Source organism: Wolbachia endosymbiont of Oedothorax gibbosus (genome assembly GCF_936270435.1).
Lineage (GTDB): Bacteria > Pseudomonadota > Alphaproteobacteria > Rickettsiales > Anaplasmataceae > Wolbachia.
This window is the reverse complement of the sequence record NZ_OW370567.1, coordinates 1013542-1029356: the sequence shown is the minus strand read 5'-3', so window position 1 is coordinate 1029356 and position 15815 is coordinate 1013542. Positions and strand designations below refer to the sequence as shown.

At 34.8% G+C, this 15815-nt stretch carries 15 protein-coding genes; 3 read left to right on the top strand and 12 right to left on the bottom strand.

The features are described 5' to 3' along the window. Window positions 1–11: 11 nt before the first annotated feature. The 4 genes from bioD to NBW39_RS05185 form a co-directional block, all read right to left on the bottom strand. Complete coding sequence (gene bioD / locus NBW39_RS05200; protein ID WP_250294748.1) at window positions 12–614, bottom strand: dethiobiotin synthase; 603 nt, start codon at window positions 612–614, stop codon at window positions 12–14. After that, window positions 599–1357, bottom strand: a complete 759-nt coding sequence (locus NBW39_RS05195) for a methyltransferase domain-containing protein (protein ID WP_250294747.1) — start codon at window positions 1355–1357, stop codon at window positions 599–601. The genes bioD and NBW39_RS05195 overlap by 16 nt, the downstream gene beginning before the upstream one ends. Further along, the gene (locus NBW39_RS05190) at window positions 1320–1874 is read right to left on the bottom strand and encodes a hypothetical protein (RefSeq protein ID WP_250294746.1); all 555 of its coding nucleotides are present in this window, start codon (window positions 1872–1874) and stop codon (window positions 1320–1322) included. Before NBW39_RS05190 ends, NBW39_RS05195 begins: the two co-directional genes overlap by 38 nt. Window positions 1875–1969: 95 nt before the next feature. After that, the gene (locus NBW39_RS05185) at window positions 1970–3115 is read right to left on the bottom strand and encodes an aminotransferase class I/II-fold pyridoxal phosphate-dependent enzyme (RefSeq protein WP_250294745.1); all 1146 of its coding nucleotides are present in this window, start codon (window positions 3113–3115) and stop codon (window positions 1970–1972) included. A gap of 27 nt (window positions 3116–3142) precedes the next feature. Here NBW39_RS05185 and bioB point away from each other — a divergent pair, with 27 nt between their 5' ends. The 3 genes from bioB to NBW39_RS05170 all read left to right on the top strand — a co-directional run bounded on the left by bioB (window position 3143) and on the right by NBW39_RS05170 (window position 8299). Then, complete coding sequence (gene bioB / locus NBW39_RS05180; RefSeq protein WP_370273772.1) at window positions 3143–4093, top strand: biotin synthase BioB; 951 nt, start codon at window positions 3143–3145, stop codon at window positions 4091–4093. 557 nt (window positions 4094–4650) lie between these two features. Next, the gene (locus tag NBW39_RS05175; protein ID WP_250294743.1) at window positions 4651–5670 is read left to right on the top strand and encodes a leucine-rich repeat domain-containing protein; all 1020 of its coding nucleotides are present in this window, start codon (window positions 4651–4653) and stop codon (window positions 5668–5670) included. Between the two features lie 202 nt (window positions 5671–5872). Beyond that, window positions 5873–8299, top strand: a complete 2427-nt coding sequence (locus NBW39_RS05170; RefSeq protein ID WP_250294742.1) for an ankyrin repeat domain-containing protein — start codon at window positions 5873–5875, stop codon at window positions 8297–8299. Between the two features lie 98 nt (window positions 8300–8397). On the opposite strand, the gene NBW39_RS05165 is transcribed toward NBW39_RS05170, so the two are convergent. The 8 genes from NBW39_RS05165 to NBW39_RS05130 form a co-directional block, all read right to left on the bottom strand. Beyond that, the gene (locus NBW39_RS05165; RefSeq protein WP_250294741.1) at window positions 8398–9576 is read right to left on the bottom strand and encodes a WD_0033/WD_0034 family tandem repeat-containing protein; all 1179 of its coding nucleotides are present in this window, start codon (window positions 9574–9576) and stop codon (window positions 8398–8400) included. 38 nt (window positions 9577–9614) lie between these two features. Next, the gene (locus NBW39_RS05160; RefSeq protein WP_250294740.1) at window positions 9615–11105 is read right to left on the bottom strand and encodes a recombinase family protein; all 1491 of its coding nucleotides are present in this window, start codon (window positions 11103–11105) and stop codon (window positions 9615–9617) included. Between the two features lie 10 nt (window positions 11106–11115). After that, the gene (locus tag NBW39_RS05155) at window positions 11116–11547 is read right to left on the bottom strand and encodes a DUF2924 domain-containing protein (protein ID WP_250294739.1); all 432 of its coding nucleotides are present in this window, start codon (window positions 11545–11547) and stop codon (window positions 11116–11118) included. Between the two features lie 22 nt (window positions 11548–11569). After that, window positions 11570–12127 carry an ankyrin repeat domain-containing protein gene (locus NBW39_RS05150; protein ID WP_250294738.1) on the bottom strand — a complete coding sequence of 186 codons (558 nt, stop codon included), beginning with the start codon at window positions 12125–12127 and terminating at the stop codon, window positions 11570–11572. Window positions 12128–12312: 185 nt separating this feature from the next. Next, window positions 12313–12885, bottom strand: coding sequence for an ankyrin repeat domain-containing protein (locus NBW39_RS05145; protein WP_250294737.1), 573 nt, complete (start codon window positions 12883–12885; stop codon window positions 12313–12315). A gap of 69 nt (window positions 12886–12954) precedes the next feature. Next, window positions 12955–13695, bottom strand: coding sequence for an ankyrin repeat domain-containing protein (locus NBW39_RS05140; protein WP_250294736.1), 741 nt, complete (start codon window positions 13693–13695; stop codon window positions 12955–12957). 183 nt (window positions 13696–13878) lie between these two features. Continuing rightward, window positions 13879–15039: a phage tail protein gene (locus tag NBW39_RS05135; protein WP_250294735.1), complete on the bottom strand. Its 1161-nt coding sequence runs from the start codon at window positions 15037–15039 to the stop codon at window positions 13879–13881. After that, complete coding sequence (locus tag NBW39_RS05130; RefSeq protein WP_250294734.1) at window positions 15039–15815, bottom strand: baseplate assembly protein; 777 nt, start codon at window positions 15813–15815, stop codon at window positions 15039–15041. The genes NBW39_RS05135 and NBW39_RS05130 overlap by 1 nt, the downstream gene beginning before the upstream one ends.

The window sequence follows — 15815 nt, the reverse complement described above, 5'->3', positions numbered from 1 at the left end:
CTCGTTTAAATTCATCGTCCAAAAATAGCTTTTAATCGATTTGAAAGTGGTGTTTGCATTAGATGCTCTCTATTGATCTGCTGTAGTTTAGGTACTGATGCTAATACTTGTACTCTACCATAAAATTCTATTGCTTCAAGATTATCTTGACTAGGTAGTCCGTTTAAGATCACTCCTAAAATAGGAATATTTCTAGCACGTAATGCTTCTAGACTTAGCAATGTGTGATTAATTGTGCCAAGTGTAGACCTTGCAACTAAAATTGTTGGAATGGCGAGTTTTTTAATTAAATTGACCATTAGCATGGTTTTATTGATTGGAACTAAAACTCCTCCAGCACCTTCTACGATTAAGCTACGTGTTTTGGGCAAGCTAATCTTATCAATATTAATCTCCAGTGACACTGCCAAGTGAGGAGATAGAGGTTCTTTATAAACAAAATTTTCTTTATAAATGTTGGCATTAGTCAAATTACTTACTTGATGACTGTCTGTACCTAGAATACTTCCAGTTTGGATGGGTTTGAAATACGAATACCCAGTGTGTAGGCAGAGCCAACTGCTTATAATAGTCTTGCCAACATCAGTATCTGTTCCTGTTACAAAGATCTGCATCTACTTAAAACTCCAAAAAATACTTTATAGGTAACATTAATCTTGTTTGTATAGGTTTGAACTACTTTCCTTAGATCAGACAGAGGAATTGTTTGACTACTTAAATTTGCTCCCAAATTTTTAAGATATCTGATAAATTCACTTGCACTTGGAAAACACAATGTAAATTCTTGCGAGTCGAAAAAATACCTTTTTGGCTTCAGGTGAAGTAGATAGCTTTCTAATTCTTGTTGAGATGGATACTTATGAGTTGGTGGAGGTAATAAGGATTTTATAAAGATTCTAGACCATTCATTAAATGTACCATCCAGTAAACATGAAAAAACAAATACATCTGAATTGTTGTATGACTTCTTTATCATCTTTTTTAAATTGCTCACCCATTGAAGTGATAGATTTGAAATGATAAGGTTATGAAGACCAAAGTCTAGTGTTTCCATATCACCTAAGATGAATTCGACTTCCTTATACCTTACTAATTTTTCTTTTGCTTTTGCCAGCATATTAGACGAAATATCATTTAAAGTAAATTTGCTTTGTGAAAAAAAACTAAACAAAATTTCTGGAATATAGCCTGTACCTGTACCCACATCTAAAATAGATCGCGGATAAAATTCAGGAAAACAACTTTTTAATAGATTGGCAAGTTTTGCAGCACATTCTTTTTGAACAAAAGCTACATTATCATAAGACGAGCTTGCTCTGCTAAAATTGTTCTGTATGTATCTCTTTTGTAATTCCATTACAAAAACTTATAATTTGCTCGTACACAAAATGATGCTCACATAACCCTAAACTATGGTAACCTCTGCTATGCATAGCAACTTTAACATCTTTATTGAAATTATCATAGATAAGTTCTTGTGACACAATTGTATCATTCATTGCACCTAATATTAATAGTGGTGTATGTGGTAACTGGTGTGACGTGGTTAATAGCTCTAAATCTTGCATTAGTTTTGCTTTATTCAAACAATTAAAAGAGTTGTAGTTTACACCGCACCTTTTATGGAAGGATATCAGGGTATCTACTGGATCCATTTGAAAGTGCTGTATCATTGCTTTTAACTCTAACTCGCGTTTTTTGTGTAATCGTAAATCAAACCCTAAAAAATTGACAAAAGCTTGTATGCCGATAAGTGCATTAAACTTTACATTTAAGGAAGCTAGCTTTATCAGTCCAAGGGAATGTCCGACACCAATAAATGTACTATCTTCTGGCAAGTCGAGATTTTCTTCTCCAAAATAACCAAGATCCAAACAATGGTAGGGAACTTGAGAGAAATATTCATTTATGAGAGGTTGAAAAAACTTATAATCAAATCCCCAACCGTGACAAAATACAAAGCAGTAGTTCATATTTGCTGAAGGACATGCACTAAATGGTCCAGGTTACTTTCAGTATGATTTACATTGAGTGCAATGCGTAATCTTGATGTTCCAGGAGGAACAGTAGGTGGGCGTATCGCAGAAACAACTAACCCTTGTTTCAAAAGCTTTTCTTTTGCACTCATTACAATATCCTCATCACCTAGAATGATTGGTATAATGTGCGTGACTGAATCACCTGTATTAAATCCAAGATTTTGCAATTTATTTCTTAAATTTACAGCCTTAAAAAATAAAGCCTGGCGTTGATCAGCAAGATGTTGCACTAAATCCCAAGCTTTTGCTGCTGCACCAATTATCATTGGAGAAAGAGAGGTTGAATAAATAAACCCTGGACATTTATTGATTAGGTAATTCTTTATAACACTAGAACAAGCAACATACGCACCAAAACACCCTAAGGCTTTACTAAAAGTGCCTAAAACTAAATGTGGAATTTCCTGAAAATTAATGCTGGTGGCTAAGCCATATCCATTATGACCAATAATACCTGTTGCATGTGCTTCATCTAAATATAGAAAAGCTTCATGTTCTTTGCTAAGAGCAAAAATTTTCTCTATTGGCGCAATATCTCCGTCCATACCAAAGATTGTTTCAGTAACAATGAACTTTGGTCTTAAGTCATTTTTGAATCTTGTGAGTGAATTACTTAAGTGATTTACATCATTGTGTTGATATCGTACAAGTTCAGCATTGCTTAAAAATATAGCTTGATATAAGCTTGCATGATTTAATTTATCGAAAAAGACAATAGGTTTATTACCCAACACTGATTGATCTAATAAGCTTGCAAGAACCGTTATATTGGCCTGAAAACCTGAATTGAAGATAAGAGCTGACTCAGTTCCTTTGTCTTGGGCAATCCTCTTCTCAAGGTCTTCAAATATTTTTTTATTACCTGAAAGCAACCGAGAACCAGTGGATCCTACTCCAAATTTTATTCCTGCAGATCTTGCTGCCTCAAATAACATTCCTGACTGATTGAAGCCAAGGTAATCGTTAGTGGAGAAGTCGATAAAATTTTTGCTTGAATCTAATATAGCTTCTGGTAACTCTCGATACTTTCCTTTATTTTGTAATATATTACAATACTCATCATATAGTTTGTACACAATCTACTTATTTAAGAAGGAGCTTAGATCATGACAGAAGAATGGACTTTTGCCAAGGCAGACCAAATCTTTAATCTTCCATTTCCTGAGCTAATTTATACAGCACAAACAGAACATAGAAAGCAGTTTAATCCTAGTGAAGTGCAAATTAGTACACTTTTAAGTATTAAAACAGGTAGCTGTCCAGAAAATTGTTCTTACTGTCCTCAGTCAGCACATTATAACACTGGTTTGCAGAAAAAGCCTTTGTTAGAAATTGCCGAAGTAATTGAAGCAGCAAAATGTGCAAAAAGGGCTGGAAGTACTCGTTTCTGTATGGGTGCAGCTTGGCGTGGTCCACGTGATCAAGATCTAAAAATTGTTTGTGAAATGATTAGAGAAGTAAAGAAATTGGGTCTTGAAACGTGTGTGACTCTTGGGTTATTAAAAGATCATCAAGCTAATATGCTAAAAGAAGCTGGATTGGACTTTTACAACCATAATATTGACACATCTGAAGAATACTATGATAAGATCATAACTACACGTACTTTTCAAGATCGCTTAAAAACATTAGAACACGTACGTGCATCTGGAATTAAGGTTTGTTGTGGCGGAATTCTTGGCATGGGTGAAACTAATGAAGATCGAATAAAGATGCTAGTTCTCCTTGCCAATTTGGATGAGCCTCCAGAATCAGTACCAATTAATATGCTGATAAAAATTCCTGGAACTCCTCTCGAAAATGTGGCCGATGTTGATCCATTTGATTTTGTTCGTACTATTGCAATAGCCAGAATTATGATGCCAAAGTCCTATATCCGTTTGTCAGCTGGGCGGGAGAAAATGTCGGATGAACTACAAGCATTATGTTTTCTTGCTGGTGCCAATTCGATTTTTTACGGTGAAAAGCTACTTACAGCTCAAAATCCAGTACCTGAACAAGATAATTATTTATTCCAAAGATTAGGACTACAAAAATTACACATAAACCATTAAAGGAATTTCTGCATTGACAGAAAAAAAGATCTATTTTTACTATGAATTTGCCTCAAATTTTCTTTCCATTCCTGGATAAATTGCTGTTAATTTAGCAGCATATATCATTAATTATTTAAATAACATAACCACTTCCAGCACCCAAAACCGCTACCCGTGAGAACTTTTTGTTTTGGGATGGGTTGGTCTACCAAACGATACGTGCGAACTTTTCTATATAACAATTTTACTATATCGCAAAACCTGCTATATTAGCCCACTTTAACTAAATTTATATGCGAACCAATTTGTTTAGCTTTGTTGCAACAATTTTATGTTTTTGTTTTCACAACACCGCTTTTATTTAAATTGTTCTCACAAATATACGATCTTTTTGCGGTTTTGGAAGGAGTAAATAATTAAAACTTTTGTGGTGCTAATCGGCTTACATTTTTATTGAAAATATTTTAAAAAAAATGGTTGACTTATAGTTTGGCTGTCTTATGATAGCGTTAGTATGAGTATATTTATTATGTAATGTCTATACGTTACATAGTAGCATTAATATGGAGAGTAAAATGGATTTTAATCAATACGTTAAAGGTGATTCTTTAATAATAAGAAATACTGCGGTGGACGTAGAGAGCTTGATAAGCTTTGTGCGAAGTAATAAATACATTAAAAAACTTTCTCTAGTGAGTTCAAATATTAATCCTGGGTGTGCAAAAAGTTTAGTTTGCACCGATCTTCCAGATCTTACTTCTCTTCATTTTGAAGGGAATATAATCAGTTATGAAGGTGCAAAAGCTTTAGCTAACGTCAATTTTCCAGGTCTTACTTCTCTTCATTTTAAAAGGAGTATGATTGGTGATTCCGGTATAGAAGCTTTAAGTAAAGTATTAAAGAATGGTAAGTTTCCAGAGCTTACTTCTCTTCATTTGGAAGGGAATGGAATTAGTGCTAAAGGTGTAAGAGATTTAAGTAAAGCATTAAAGAATGGTAAGTTTCCAAATCTTACTTCTCTTCATTTGGAAGGGGGTAAAATTGGTGATTCCAGTGTAGAAGATTTAAGTGAAACATTAAAGAGTGGTGGGCTTCCAAATCTTACTTCTCTTCATTTGGAAGGGGGTAAAATTGGTGATTTTGGCACAGAAGCATTAAGTATGCTTTCAAATTTTGATTGTAGATGGAATAAAGGACAGGTAACTATGCTACGTAGATGTACTTTAAAGAGAAAGTCTTCTTCAGAGCCAGAAGTATCTACAGCATCTTCCAACAAGTTATTTCAGTTCTTCAAAAAATTTAAAAGTAATAAAGCTAAGAATCAAGGAGCAAAGCAGCAAGGGGCTCAGGCTTTTAATGCCCAATTTGATCAGCAACAAAAACCAAATGCTCAAGCTACCAATGATTCAAACGTGCCACCAGTGTCGCGTAGTATGTCGTCAAACCTGTCAAGTCCTGGCGGTAGCAATAATGATCAGCCAGGTCCAAGCAGCAGTTTAAGTGAAGTACCGCCAATATCGCGTAGCCAGTCACTGAACTCTTTGCATTCTGATGATAGTGGTACTAAAATAGGTGGAAGTTCACAATGTCTTTAATCTGGCAGGCATAGCTAATTAAGAAGAGAAACATAGCAGGCTTAGAGATCAATGTCAGTGAAGTTTATGAAGTTAAAATGAGTATAGAAGGAAAGAGAGCACAAATCTCTAAAAAATACCAAAGTTAGAAAAATTATGCTTGCGTTAGTTTTTATTTGTACTACATGTTATGCATAATGTCTTTACAAACTAGGGGGGAGATATGTCAAAAGAGCTATTTTTGGCTGTTAAAAATAACGATATAGGTAGAGTAAGCGCTCTCATAGCAGGAGGAGCAAATGTTAATATAGCGGATGAATATGGATATACTCCATTACATGTGGCTGTCATGCATGGCCATATAGACGTAGTAAATATTCTCATGGCAAGCAAGGCAAATGTTGATGCAATGGATAAAACATACAAGTATACTCCGTTATACTGGGCTGCTCGAAATGGCTATATAGAAATAGTAAAAGTCCTCATAGCAGGAAAAGCAAGTGTTAATACAGCGAATAAGTACGGATATACTCCATTACACGAGGCTGCTCAAAATGGCTATATAGAAATAGTAGGAATCCTCATACTTGGAAAGGCAGACGTTAACACAGCGGATGAATATGGGTATACTCCATTACATGGGGCTACTCAATATGGCCATATAGATGTAGTAAATGCTCTAATAGCAGGTAAAGCAAATGTTAATGTAGTGGATGAAAAAGAGCTTACTCCATTACACCTTGCTGTTCAAAATGGCTGTGTAAAAATAGTAAAAGCTCTACTTGAGGAAAAAGCTGATCCTTTATTGGGAAAGAGAGATTTTGAAACTTTAAAGTACTTAGTTGAGTTAATCAAAAATGATAGCTCAAAAAAAGTGGGAGTAACACAACAAAATAAAGAGCACATGAATGATAAATATGAATTGCTAAAATATTCATTTCTGTTTCGTAGAGATTGCTCTTTTATTGATGTTGTTGGAAAAGATATACTTGGTAATTTAATGCATAAATGGTTTGCTGATGCATCTAATTTACCACCAGTTCAAAAGAAGTTGAGTGGAGAATTGTTAAGTATTTTTGGAGGCTTTTTATGTTGTCATAATGAAAATTATAATGATCATATTACGAGACTTGAAAATTTTTTACGAGAGAGCAAAAGTAATGAAGATCTAAAAAATATTCTTGATCTTAAAAGAGGAGAATCTAAGTTGACAGTATTGCATGTGTTGTCAAGTATCAATGATCCGTTGGTAGAAGAATTTATAAAATTACTCCTGGAGGCTGGAGCTAGCCATGATATGGAGGACGATAGAAAAAGAACCCCACTGGACATTGCAATTGGTAATCACAACTACTCCGTTGAAAAGTACTTTTTGACCGATAAGCAAAAGAGTTTGATAAAAGAATTACGCTCTGCTTTGTGCAATCCTACTGAATTAGAAGAATTTTTGAATAAACACAAGGATAATAAAAATTTAAAGAGGATTTTAAACCTTCATGATTATGAAGGAAAATCACTATTTTTTGAACCCATCAGAGATACTCTTTGTAGTAATGGCACTTCTTTTAAAGAAGCAGAAAACTTACTGTTGAAAGCAGGGGCGATAGACCATGAAGAATTAGATGGAAAAGAATATTTACTCAAATCTGGAACTCTGTGGGATAATTTAATACTAAACCAGCGAGAGAAATTGAAATGGTTTTTCCATGAAGTAGGTAAAGTTCAAAACATGAAGAAGCTAGAACAAGTAGTAAACGAAGCCATAAAGTCTGGAGTAAGGTTTAACTTTCCTCACCAAGGGAGTATATATAACAATGCGTATGAAAGTAAATATAGTTTTACAGATTATGTAATAAAAAAAATTAGTGACTTAAAAAAGAGTTCTCAGATTGCAAGCGATATAGAAGTTGCTAGTGGTATAGTATGTAAATTGGTATCAGAAGGAGCGTTGTTATATAACATAAGTAGTATGTGTGTAATTGACGAACTGGAGAAATTTGAAGGCCACAAAACTAATATGAAAGAAGCTTATGCAAAATATGTCAATAATACTTTGGAGTTTATGGAAATCGTTAAAAGTGCAGCTACTGGTAGAGTAAAAAATGCAAAAATGGATAATTCTACCTTTTACTTAGAATACTCAGAGGAAAGCACAATAGATGTTGCAAAAATCACAGATGGAGCAAGGGATCTAGGGTTAACTCAAGGAGAAATAAAATACGGAAGAGACATAATCAAGATCGGTAAAAGCGAGGTAGAAATTATAACGGCAAATGGTATAAGAGATTACACTGATCTTGCAGATGGTAGCGATATAGTATTAACTTTCTATACTAGTTTAGGAGAATTAGAAGTTAATTTGTACCCTGACAAGAAAGATAAAGATAAAATAATAGTAGAAGTGAGTAATAAAGAGGAAATATTAGAAAAGTTCAAAAATTGTAAAGAAGAATTAGGTAAGAATTGCTCATTTGGTGGGTATCGGGTCTGCGATGCTATTGAACAGGGATATTTTGAAAGGTCTGGAAAATTGATGCGTTCTGAGGCTATGAGTCAATCTAATGGCCAAACAAAAAAGAGTTCTTGGGTAGTGCGTGAAGAAATAAGAAGAGCCCCAAGTTTCGAAGAAACAGTAAGCCGTTGTACATAGTAAGGACAGATGTTAAGTTAATAGCTTAAGGGGTTTTTTAAATAAATTATCCTATTAAAAAAATTACTTGATACTTGTGGTTTTTTGGACATAGTCTTTTATGTTAGATTCAAAGAAGGCTGAACAGGTTGCTCGACACTTTCTATTTTCTCGAGCTTGGTGTTGGGATTTATGATATTATACAGCGCAAAACCTATACAAGCTAATCCAATAATTCCCACAACCACTGCTACTACAAACATTTTCATAATATACAATGCAGCACAATTTACCAATAACACCGCACCGAGAACACCAGCCAAGATTGCTCGTCTTTGTTGCATTGATGGTTTTTCTTTTTTGTCTGCAGTATTTTCTTTGCTAGACCCATTATCAAAACATGCAGCAGAAGAAAGGCTGTTGGAAGCATTTGGCTCTTTTATGTCAGTTTCTGTTACAGCAGTTTCATTTTTTTCGCATATTCCAGTATTATCAAGCTTTTCTATTGAGGCAGCGATATCTTTGTCCTCTGTAGCTATTTCATTACTGTTTTCGCATGGTTTATGTTCTATAGATTCTTCAAGACTACTTTTATTACTATTTTCATATGCGTCAGCCGGTGTCTCGATATTACCGATAGTATCTTGAAGCACTTTTTCACTTCTAGCTGTAGTAGTTTTGGCTGTTACAACAGTGGGCTGCTGGGTTGCTCTCCTATTAACAAGTTCTCCGGAGAATTTTAAGATTTCTTCTACAGCTTCACTATTTTCACACGCTTCAGCATAGGTGAATGGGGTGTAAGTTGTTTCCTTGCCATTTGAATGTTTTATAATTATTCTCTTTTTTAGAATATCTTTCAAAATACCATTTTCCTCAGAGATTTTTAACACTACTCTCATAATGTCATTGTCTCTACGTGATATAGCATCTGTAAGTATTGTATGAGTTTCTTCCCGACCATATGAATGTTTTGTGGTCATTTCTTCATTCAGAACTTCCTTTAATAGTTTTTGTTTTTTGGCTTCTTCTAAAAGATCTTTTACAGCTTGATTATTTTTATGACTTATAGCATAATGTAGTAGTGACAATGTCTCCTCTCTGCCCTGATACTTGTAAATTATTTTCGTTAAAAGAATCGTGCTTGCGTTATAGCTGGACTTTTTGAATATTCCATTTCTGAACTTTCTAGCAATACCTTTCCCTTCCTCTATTTCTCTTACTAGCTTTTGAATATTCTTTCCATCTTTATTTGTTAACTCATATATATCACATACTAATGTCAGTTTTGACGTTTTCATAATCTCTATTAAAATTTGCTGTATTTAATGTGCGTAATTTAAGACGCTAATTTGTAAAATTTTTCCATTTGCTCACTCCACAGCATCGGTATTTCCCTTAAATCAGCTAGCCTCAAACTACTTGGCTGCCTCCCATTTACTATGTCTTCTTTAATCTTTGGAGCTAGGTAATTTAACCTTAAAATTTGTTGTATACGTCTTGTACCTATATTAATTTTAACGCTCAGCTCTTTCACACTTCTATATTTTCCTTCTTCTAGTTGCCGTTTCCACAGATGGGCTCTCACCACAGCTTTGAGTAGCGCATTATTTGTTTTCCCTTCTGGCTCTACTACTGTGCATTTGTTTCCTTTCTTCTTTAAATTCATTGCTATAAATATCTCTCCTGATTCAGAACTTACTACTATTCCATCTTCTTTTACCGTTACTCCCTTTATTAATTTCTTCACTGCTTCTTTCTGTTCTCCGAAATTTAAATTTTTCCATTCTTCCGCTTTTTCTTGCCAATTTTTGTATAGGTGCTCTGCTCTCTTCATTACTTCTTTTTCTACTTCTCCTGCTACTATATTCCGACTCTTTGACGCACAGCTTTTTCCAACTAAATGATTGTTGCATACGTAATATCTATACCTTTTATTCTCTTTTTTCGCATACGTTAGTGTCATATTTGCATTACAGCTCTTGCACTTTATTATTCCCTTTAGCAATGCTTCTTCATATTTTGCTTTTCTATATGGCTGATTCTTTATCAATTCTTGCGCTTTTTTCCATTTTTCTTCTTCTATTATTGCTTCATGTTTTCCTTCATATTGTTTCTCGTAATGTCTTGTTTTTCCCATATATATAGGATTTGTTATTATCCTCCTGACTGTTGCCTTTTTAAAGATATCTGATTTCGTTCGGTATCCTTCTCTGTTTAACTCTCTTGCCAATTCTGCCATTGATCTCAGTTCCAAATATCTTTCAAATATATGCTTCACTGTCTTTGCTTCTTTCTCATTTATTATTAATTCTTTATCTTTCACATCATACCCTAGCGGCAAAGTTCCACCCATCCACAATCCCTGCTCCTTTGATGTTGCTATTTTATTTTTTACTCTCTCTACTATCATCTCTCTTTCTAGTTGTGCTGCTCCTGATAATACCGTTTGTACAAATTTTCCCATTGGTGTGTTGTTATCAAATATTTGCGTCACTGCTACAAAACTTATCCGGTGCCTTCTAAAAAATGACGTTACTTCTATGCAGTCCTTTGTTTCTCTTGATAGCCTATCTAGCGTATATACTACCACACAGTCCACTTCTCCTGCTTTTACGTCTTCAAACAATTCTTTTATCGCTGGTCTATTTAAATTGCTTCCTGAAAACCCTCCATCATCGTACCTTTTGGCCAATGCTATCCAACCTTCTCGGCTTTTTATATACTTCTCACATGCTACTCGCTGTGCATCAAGACTATTAAACTTTTGTTCTAGCCCATCTTCATTTGATTTTCTCGTATATATTGCGCATCTCACTTCTTTACACATTTTTTTCTCCTCAACTTCCCTTTTTATCACGCATTCCGAACAACAACGGTCCGTTATAACTCATTCCCATTATTTTTCCGGCTACTGCTGATAGTGACGTATAAAACTCTTCTCGGTAGATCAAACCTGTATTTGTTACCATTACCGCGTGCGTTTCCTCACCTCTTTCTAGTATCAGCTCCGTTCCCGCTACTGGCAGTTTATCGCTACTTATCCTTTTTCCCTTCTCTAGCCGATCTGCCAGATACTCTAGTCTTTTTGCTCCTTTTCTTGACATTTCTCCATATACTTTTTCCTGCATTCTATAAGCTAATCTTGGTATCAGATACTTCTTTGTATGTCTAGGTGCCTCTTCCTCAAATACCTTCTTCCATATTTTCCTCAGCTCTTCCAACGCTTTTTTCTCTAAACATTTTACCTCTTTTTCTACTTTTTTTTCCATATATCACCTGAATTTTTAAACGCTATAGCACTTTCTCATCCACAAGCTCTTCTTTTACACCTGCTGCCGTACTTTCCCTTGTTCTTTCTATAAACTCCCTCTGTTTATTTGCCATTTTTACGTTCTCTAACACTTCTATTATCTCTTTATTATTTCTCGCATAATACATTGCTGTTTTGCCAAATTTATCCTTTTGCTCTATATTCGCTCCGGCTTTTACTAGTTCTTCTACTATTTTTATTTCACTTACCATGCATGCAAGGTGCAACGGAGCAAATTTGCTACTTCGTTCCACTGCGTTTACATCGGCTCCTGCCTTTATCAGCTCCTTTGTATTTTCTACACGTTGTCCCATTACTGCTAAGTGCAGTGGTCTATATTGTCCCGCATCTGCCACATTTACATTTGCTCCTTTTTTGATTAATAACCTCACTTTTTTTGGATCTGGCATTCCCACCGCGTAATGCAACATCGTCCTCCCTTTTGTGTCTTTTTTATTAATATCTTCTATTGAGTTATCTAATACCTCTTTCCAAGACTTATTAAATTCTTCTCTTTCTTTCTTACTAAATTTTGCCATGACGTTCCTCAGCTATTAATACAATGTAAAGTGGCTCCAATTTGGCTCACTTTAGCGCTTGGTAATTCTTGTTTGTTTACCAGCTACTTTTTCACTTAGGGCTGTTTTGGCATAAAAAGCAAGTTTTTTTTTACAAAATATACACATTTTTTTCGCATATTATGTTAAGATATAAATCTATATGCTTAATCTGTTAAATCTACCTCCTCTAGTTGTAATTCATTTACGTTTCGTTTCTCCATTACCTCCTCTATTGCCTTGTTTGCTTCTCCATACATCACTTCTACATCTCTCATATTCACTCCCTTCTTTTCTAGATAACTTGTCACTTTCGGGTAAATTTTTGCATAGTTTAGTGGGCTACATCCAAATTTATCTACTGTATCAAGATCTCCTCCTGCATTTATCAGCTCTTCTATTGTTCCTATTCTTCTTGCTAAACAGGCTAAGTGTAGTGGTACTGCTTTATTGTTTGATTTTGCATTTACTCTAGCTCCTCCTTCTATCAGCACTTTCACATTTTTTCTTCTTCCTAAAAACGCTGCTAGGTGCAACGGTGTCTCGCCTCTATTGTTTCTATCGTTTGTACCTGCACCTTTTTCTATTAATAACTTTATTACTTCTGGCTCTGACACTTGTGCTGCTCGGTGCAATATCGTACAACCTGCTGCGTCTTTTTCATTTATTTGTTGAAACCTGTTTTCTGATAATTCTTTCAATAACTTATCAAAAACATTCCTTGCTTCTTTCCTTGACATAACATACCTCACTTTCTCTTTGAAATTTAATATTCCCCTCAACCAAACTCTTTTTTTTGAGCTCCCTTCTCACCACATCTTGCTTAAGTTTGCCTCCACCACTTCATCTATCATTTCGTTCACTTTGCACATTATCTTGCTTGCTAAATTTTTACACTCTTCCTTTATTAGATCCTTATCTCTCTTCCTTATTTCTTCTATCTCTATTATTTTTAACTCCGGTAAATAGCTTCTATCTAACATATATGCTATTTCTTCCACTAAACTCTCTATTTCATAGCATGTCACTTTTCTACTTTTTGTTATTCCTCCTTGTTTTCTCAGAAATTTACTAGCCTTTTCACTCTCTTTGCTATCACATAGACGATACTTTTCACTTTCCCATATGTAATACATTGGTGTTGCACCGTACTTATTCAGTTGATTAACTGCAGCTCCTCCCTTTACTAGCTCTTTTATTATTTCAACTCCTGCTCCTCCTATTTTGCATGCAGAGTGCAGTGGCGTACATCCACTGACATATTGAGTGGCATTTACTTCTGCTCCTTCCCTTAGCAGTACTTTTACATTTTCTAAACTTCTCGCAAATACTGCGCAGTGCAGTGGTGTATAACCCTTTTTGTCTCTTGCATTTACCTCTGCTCCTTTTTTTATTAATAACCTTACTGTTTTGTAATCAGAGATTTCTACTGCATGGTGCAATACTGTTTCCCCTTTTTCATCTTTTTCATTAATATTCTTAAACGAGTTCTCTAATAATTCATAAAATAACTTATTAAAAGCTTCTCTCTTTTCCTCACTGAACTTCATACATACCTCACTATAAAAACATACGCCAATTTGGCTCTCTTTAGTGCAAGATCAATTTTTTTTGTTTACTTGCTACTATTTAAGTTATGTGCGTTTTGGCATGAAAAAGCAAGTCTTTTTCTTTTTATTTCATACACTTTAACCTATTATTAATATAACATATGAGGATATAAATATAAGTACTTAACTTATTATAGATATTACTTGACTATTTTTCCAACTTCTGTTCAAATGTCGATGTTCGTGCCACGTTAGTACTCCTGGATAAAACACTAAAATGTGCTTTTCTAACTCGTGTATTGAATCCTTTTGCTCTGAATTTAATTCGCTTTCAAAATGAACATAGTGCTTTGCTAAACCATATTTTATAACTTTTTGGTTGGTAAAATCTTCTACCTTGTAGTGGTGAGTAACGCTAAACCTTTCTAAAATTGGCTTGTACTTTAAATTCCACAGTTGTTCAGATAGTTTGTGGTCATTCAAATAGAACTTTTCTCCACATTCTTCTACACTCGTAACCGGAAAACATGCGTTTATTTCTCCTAATCTCCAACTGCCTGACAATACTATCTCTGCTTTAGCAAATTTAATCGGTGGTAATAAGCTCTGTGGTAGAGGATATAACGTTTTTAAATTATTCCACTGATGATTTCTTTCATAAATACCGTTATAATTCTTCGTGTGAGGCTCGGTTTCTCCAAGTATTGCTACATCTAATCGATATATGTCATTACTAAATGCTTGCTCATAATGAACCCGAAAAGTACTAAACTTAAAACTTGGATTTAAGATTTTTAGCTCAAATGTATTCTTCCGACCAAATGATAACACTGGTCCATCTTTTTCTATTTTTACCCCTGAATAGTCAGAAAGAAGATCTCCAAATAAACTCTCATCCAATATAAATCTCTGCGCATTATAATAATCGTTAAAAATCCTCATTAGCCTCGATCTTGCAGGTAATGATAGTTTTGCTAATTCTACTACTGCATCAACAAAGAAATCATTTGGTACGTCTCTTATCCCTACCTGCAACTCAAAAAAGTGTTTACCGGGTGGCTCTTCAATAATTGTAATATCTTCTATATTTGCCCATTTTAATGCTATTTTCAGGGATGCTGGTGTTCCTCTTAAACGCTGAAATTCTACCCCTTCTTTTATCGCTCTTCTTTTATCTTTTGCCCAGCGTAGAATTTCTTCTAACCCGTATTCTTCAACCAACCACGGCAATATTTTTTCCCCTAGGCTAAATTTAAATCCTCTTATCCTGCTTGGATCAACTTTATAATCGATTGCTTCTACTAGCCCTTTTTCCTGTTTTGTTGCATTTGGTGGCAATAACATTACTCAACCTTTAAATTTCTCAAATTTGCACATTCATTCCCCAGAACCACAACATCCTCTTTTGGTTCTATTAATTCTACATTCTCTACGCCCTCTACAAATAGATTCGCTATAATCCACGACCTTGTGACACTCCATCCCAGCCTTCTACTTGCTTCAAACTTCTTAATGAACTGTTCCTTAATTTCCTCCTTTGATATTACAGAACTTATGCTCATTCTGCTGTGAATATCTATTTCAATAATATTGCAACTTACCACTTCAATCGTATCTGTTAAAATCCTCACATCCTCCTTGTTTAGCTGATTTCTGACAATTTCTAGTAATTCTTCTTGGGGTATGCCAGTTTGTGTTGATAAGATTGAAACTTGTACTTTTCCTGGTACCAGAGATTCTACTAATGCATCTTTAACTCTCGTATCTGCTGAGAGTGCTTGAAACCGATAATTCCCTCCTGTGCTTGAGCCAACTATTCTTGCCTTGATTCTTTTTCTGAAGCGTTCATCTTCTTCTCCATCTTGCCTCTCTGCTCCATAAAACTCAGCTAAATTATCAAGCTCTTCTCCCCTTGCAAACTTGAGTAAATTGCTTTTTACCGCTTCATTTATTCTTTGTCTCAGCAAAAGCTCTCTCCAGGCTGCTACTTCTAAAATCTTCATCGCTGGGTCACTTTCAATTAGTGCCGTAAAACTTTTATCTCGACTTATTAATTCTTCTTTCATCCGAGCAAAAATCTCTTCGAAGTTCAGTGGTTCGATAATATTTGGCTGCTCCAT

Bases quoted from the DNA above. Each gene is read 5' to 3' on its own strand.
- bioD (WP_250294748.1), bottom strand. From the start codon at position 614: ATGCAGATCTTTGTAACAGGAACAGATACTGATGTTGGCAAGACTATT.
- NBW39_RS05195 (WP_250294747.1), bottom strand. From the start codon at position 1,357: ATGGAATTACAAAAGAGATACATACAGAACAATTTTAGCAGAGCAAGC.
- NBW39_RS05175 (WP_250294743.1), top strand. From the start codon at position 4,651: ATGGATTTTAATCAATACGTTAAAGGTGATTCTTTAATAATAAGAAAT.
- NBW39_RS05170 (WP_250294742.1), top strand. From the start codon at position 5,873: ATGTCAAAAGAGCTATTTTTGGCTGTTAAAAATAACGATATAGGTAGA.
- NBW39_RS05165 (WP_250294741.1), bottom strand. From the start codon at position 9,576: ATGAAAACGTCAAAACTGACATTAGTATGTGATATATATGAGTTAACA.
- NBW39_RS05160 (WP_250294740.1), bottom strand. From the start codon at position 11,105: ATGTGTAAAGAAGTGAGATGCGCAATATATACGAGAAAATCAAATGAA.
- NBW39_RS05155 (WP_250294739.1), bottom strand. From the start codon at position 11,547: ATGGAAAAAAAAGTAGAAAAAGAGGTAAAATGTTTAGAGAAAAAAGCG.
- NBW39_RS05150 (WP_250294738.1), bottom strand. From the start codon at position 12,127: ATGGCAAAATTTAGTAAGAAAGAAAGAGAAGAATTTAATAAGTCTTGG.
- NBW39_RS05145 (WP_250294737.1), bottom strand. From the start codon at position 12,885: ATGTCAAGGAAAGAAGCAAGGAATGTTTTTGATAAGTTATTGAAAGAA.
- NBW39_RS05140 (WP_250294736.1), bottom strand. From the start codon at position 13,695: ATGAAGTTCAGTGAGGAAAAGAGAGAAGCTTTTAATAAGTTATTTTAT.
- NBW39_RS05135 (WP_250294735.1), bottom strand. From the start codon at position 15,039: ATGTTATTGCCACCAAATGCAACAAAACAGGAAAAAGGGCTAGTAGAA.
- NBW39_RS05130 (WP_250294734.1), bottom strand. From the start codon at position 15,815: ATGGAGCAGCCAAATATTATCGAACCACTGAACTTCGAAGAGATTTTT.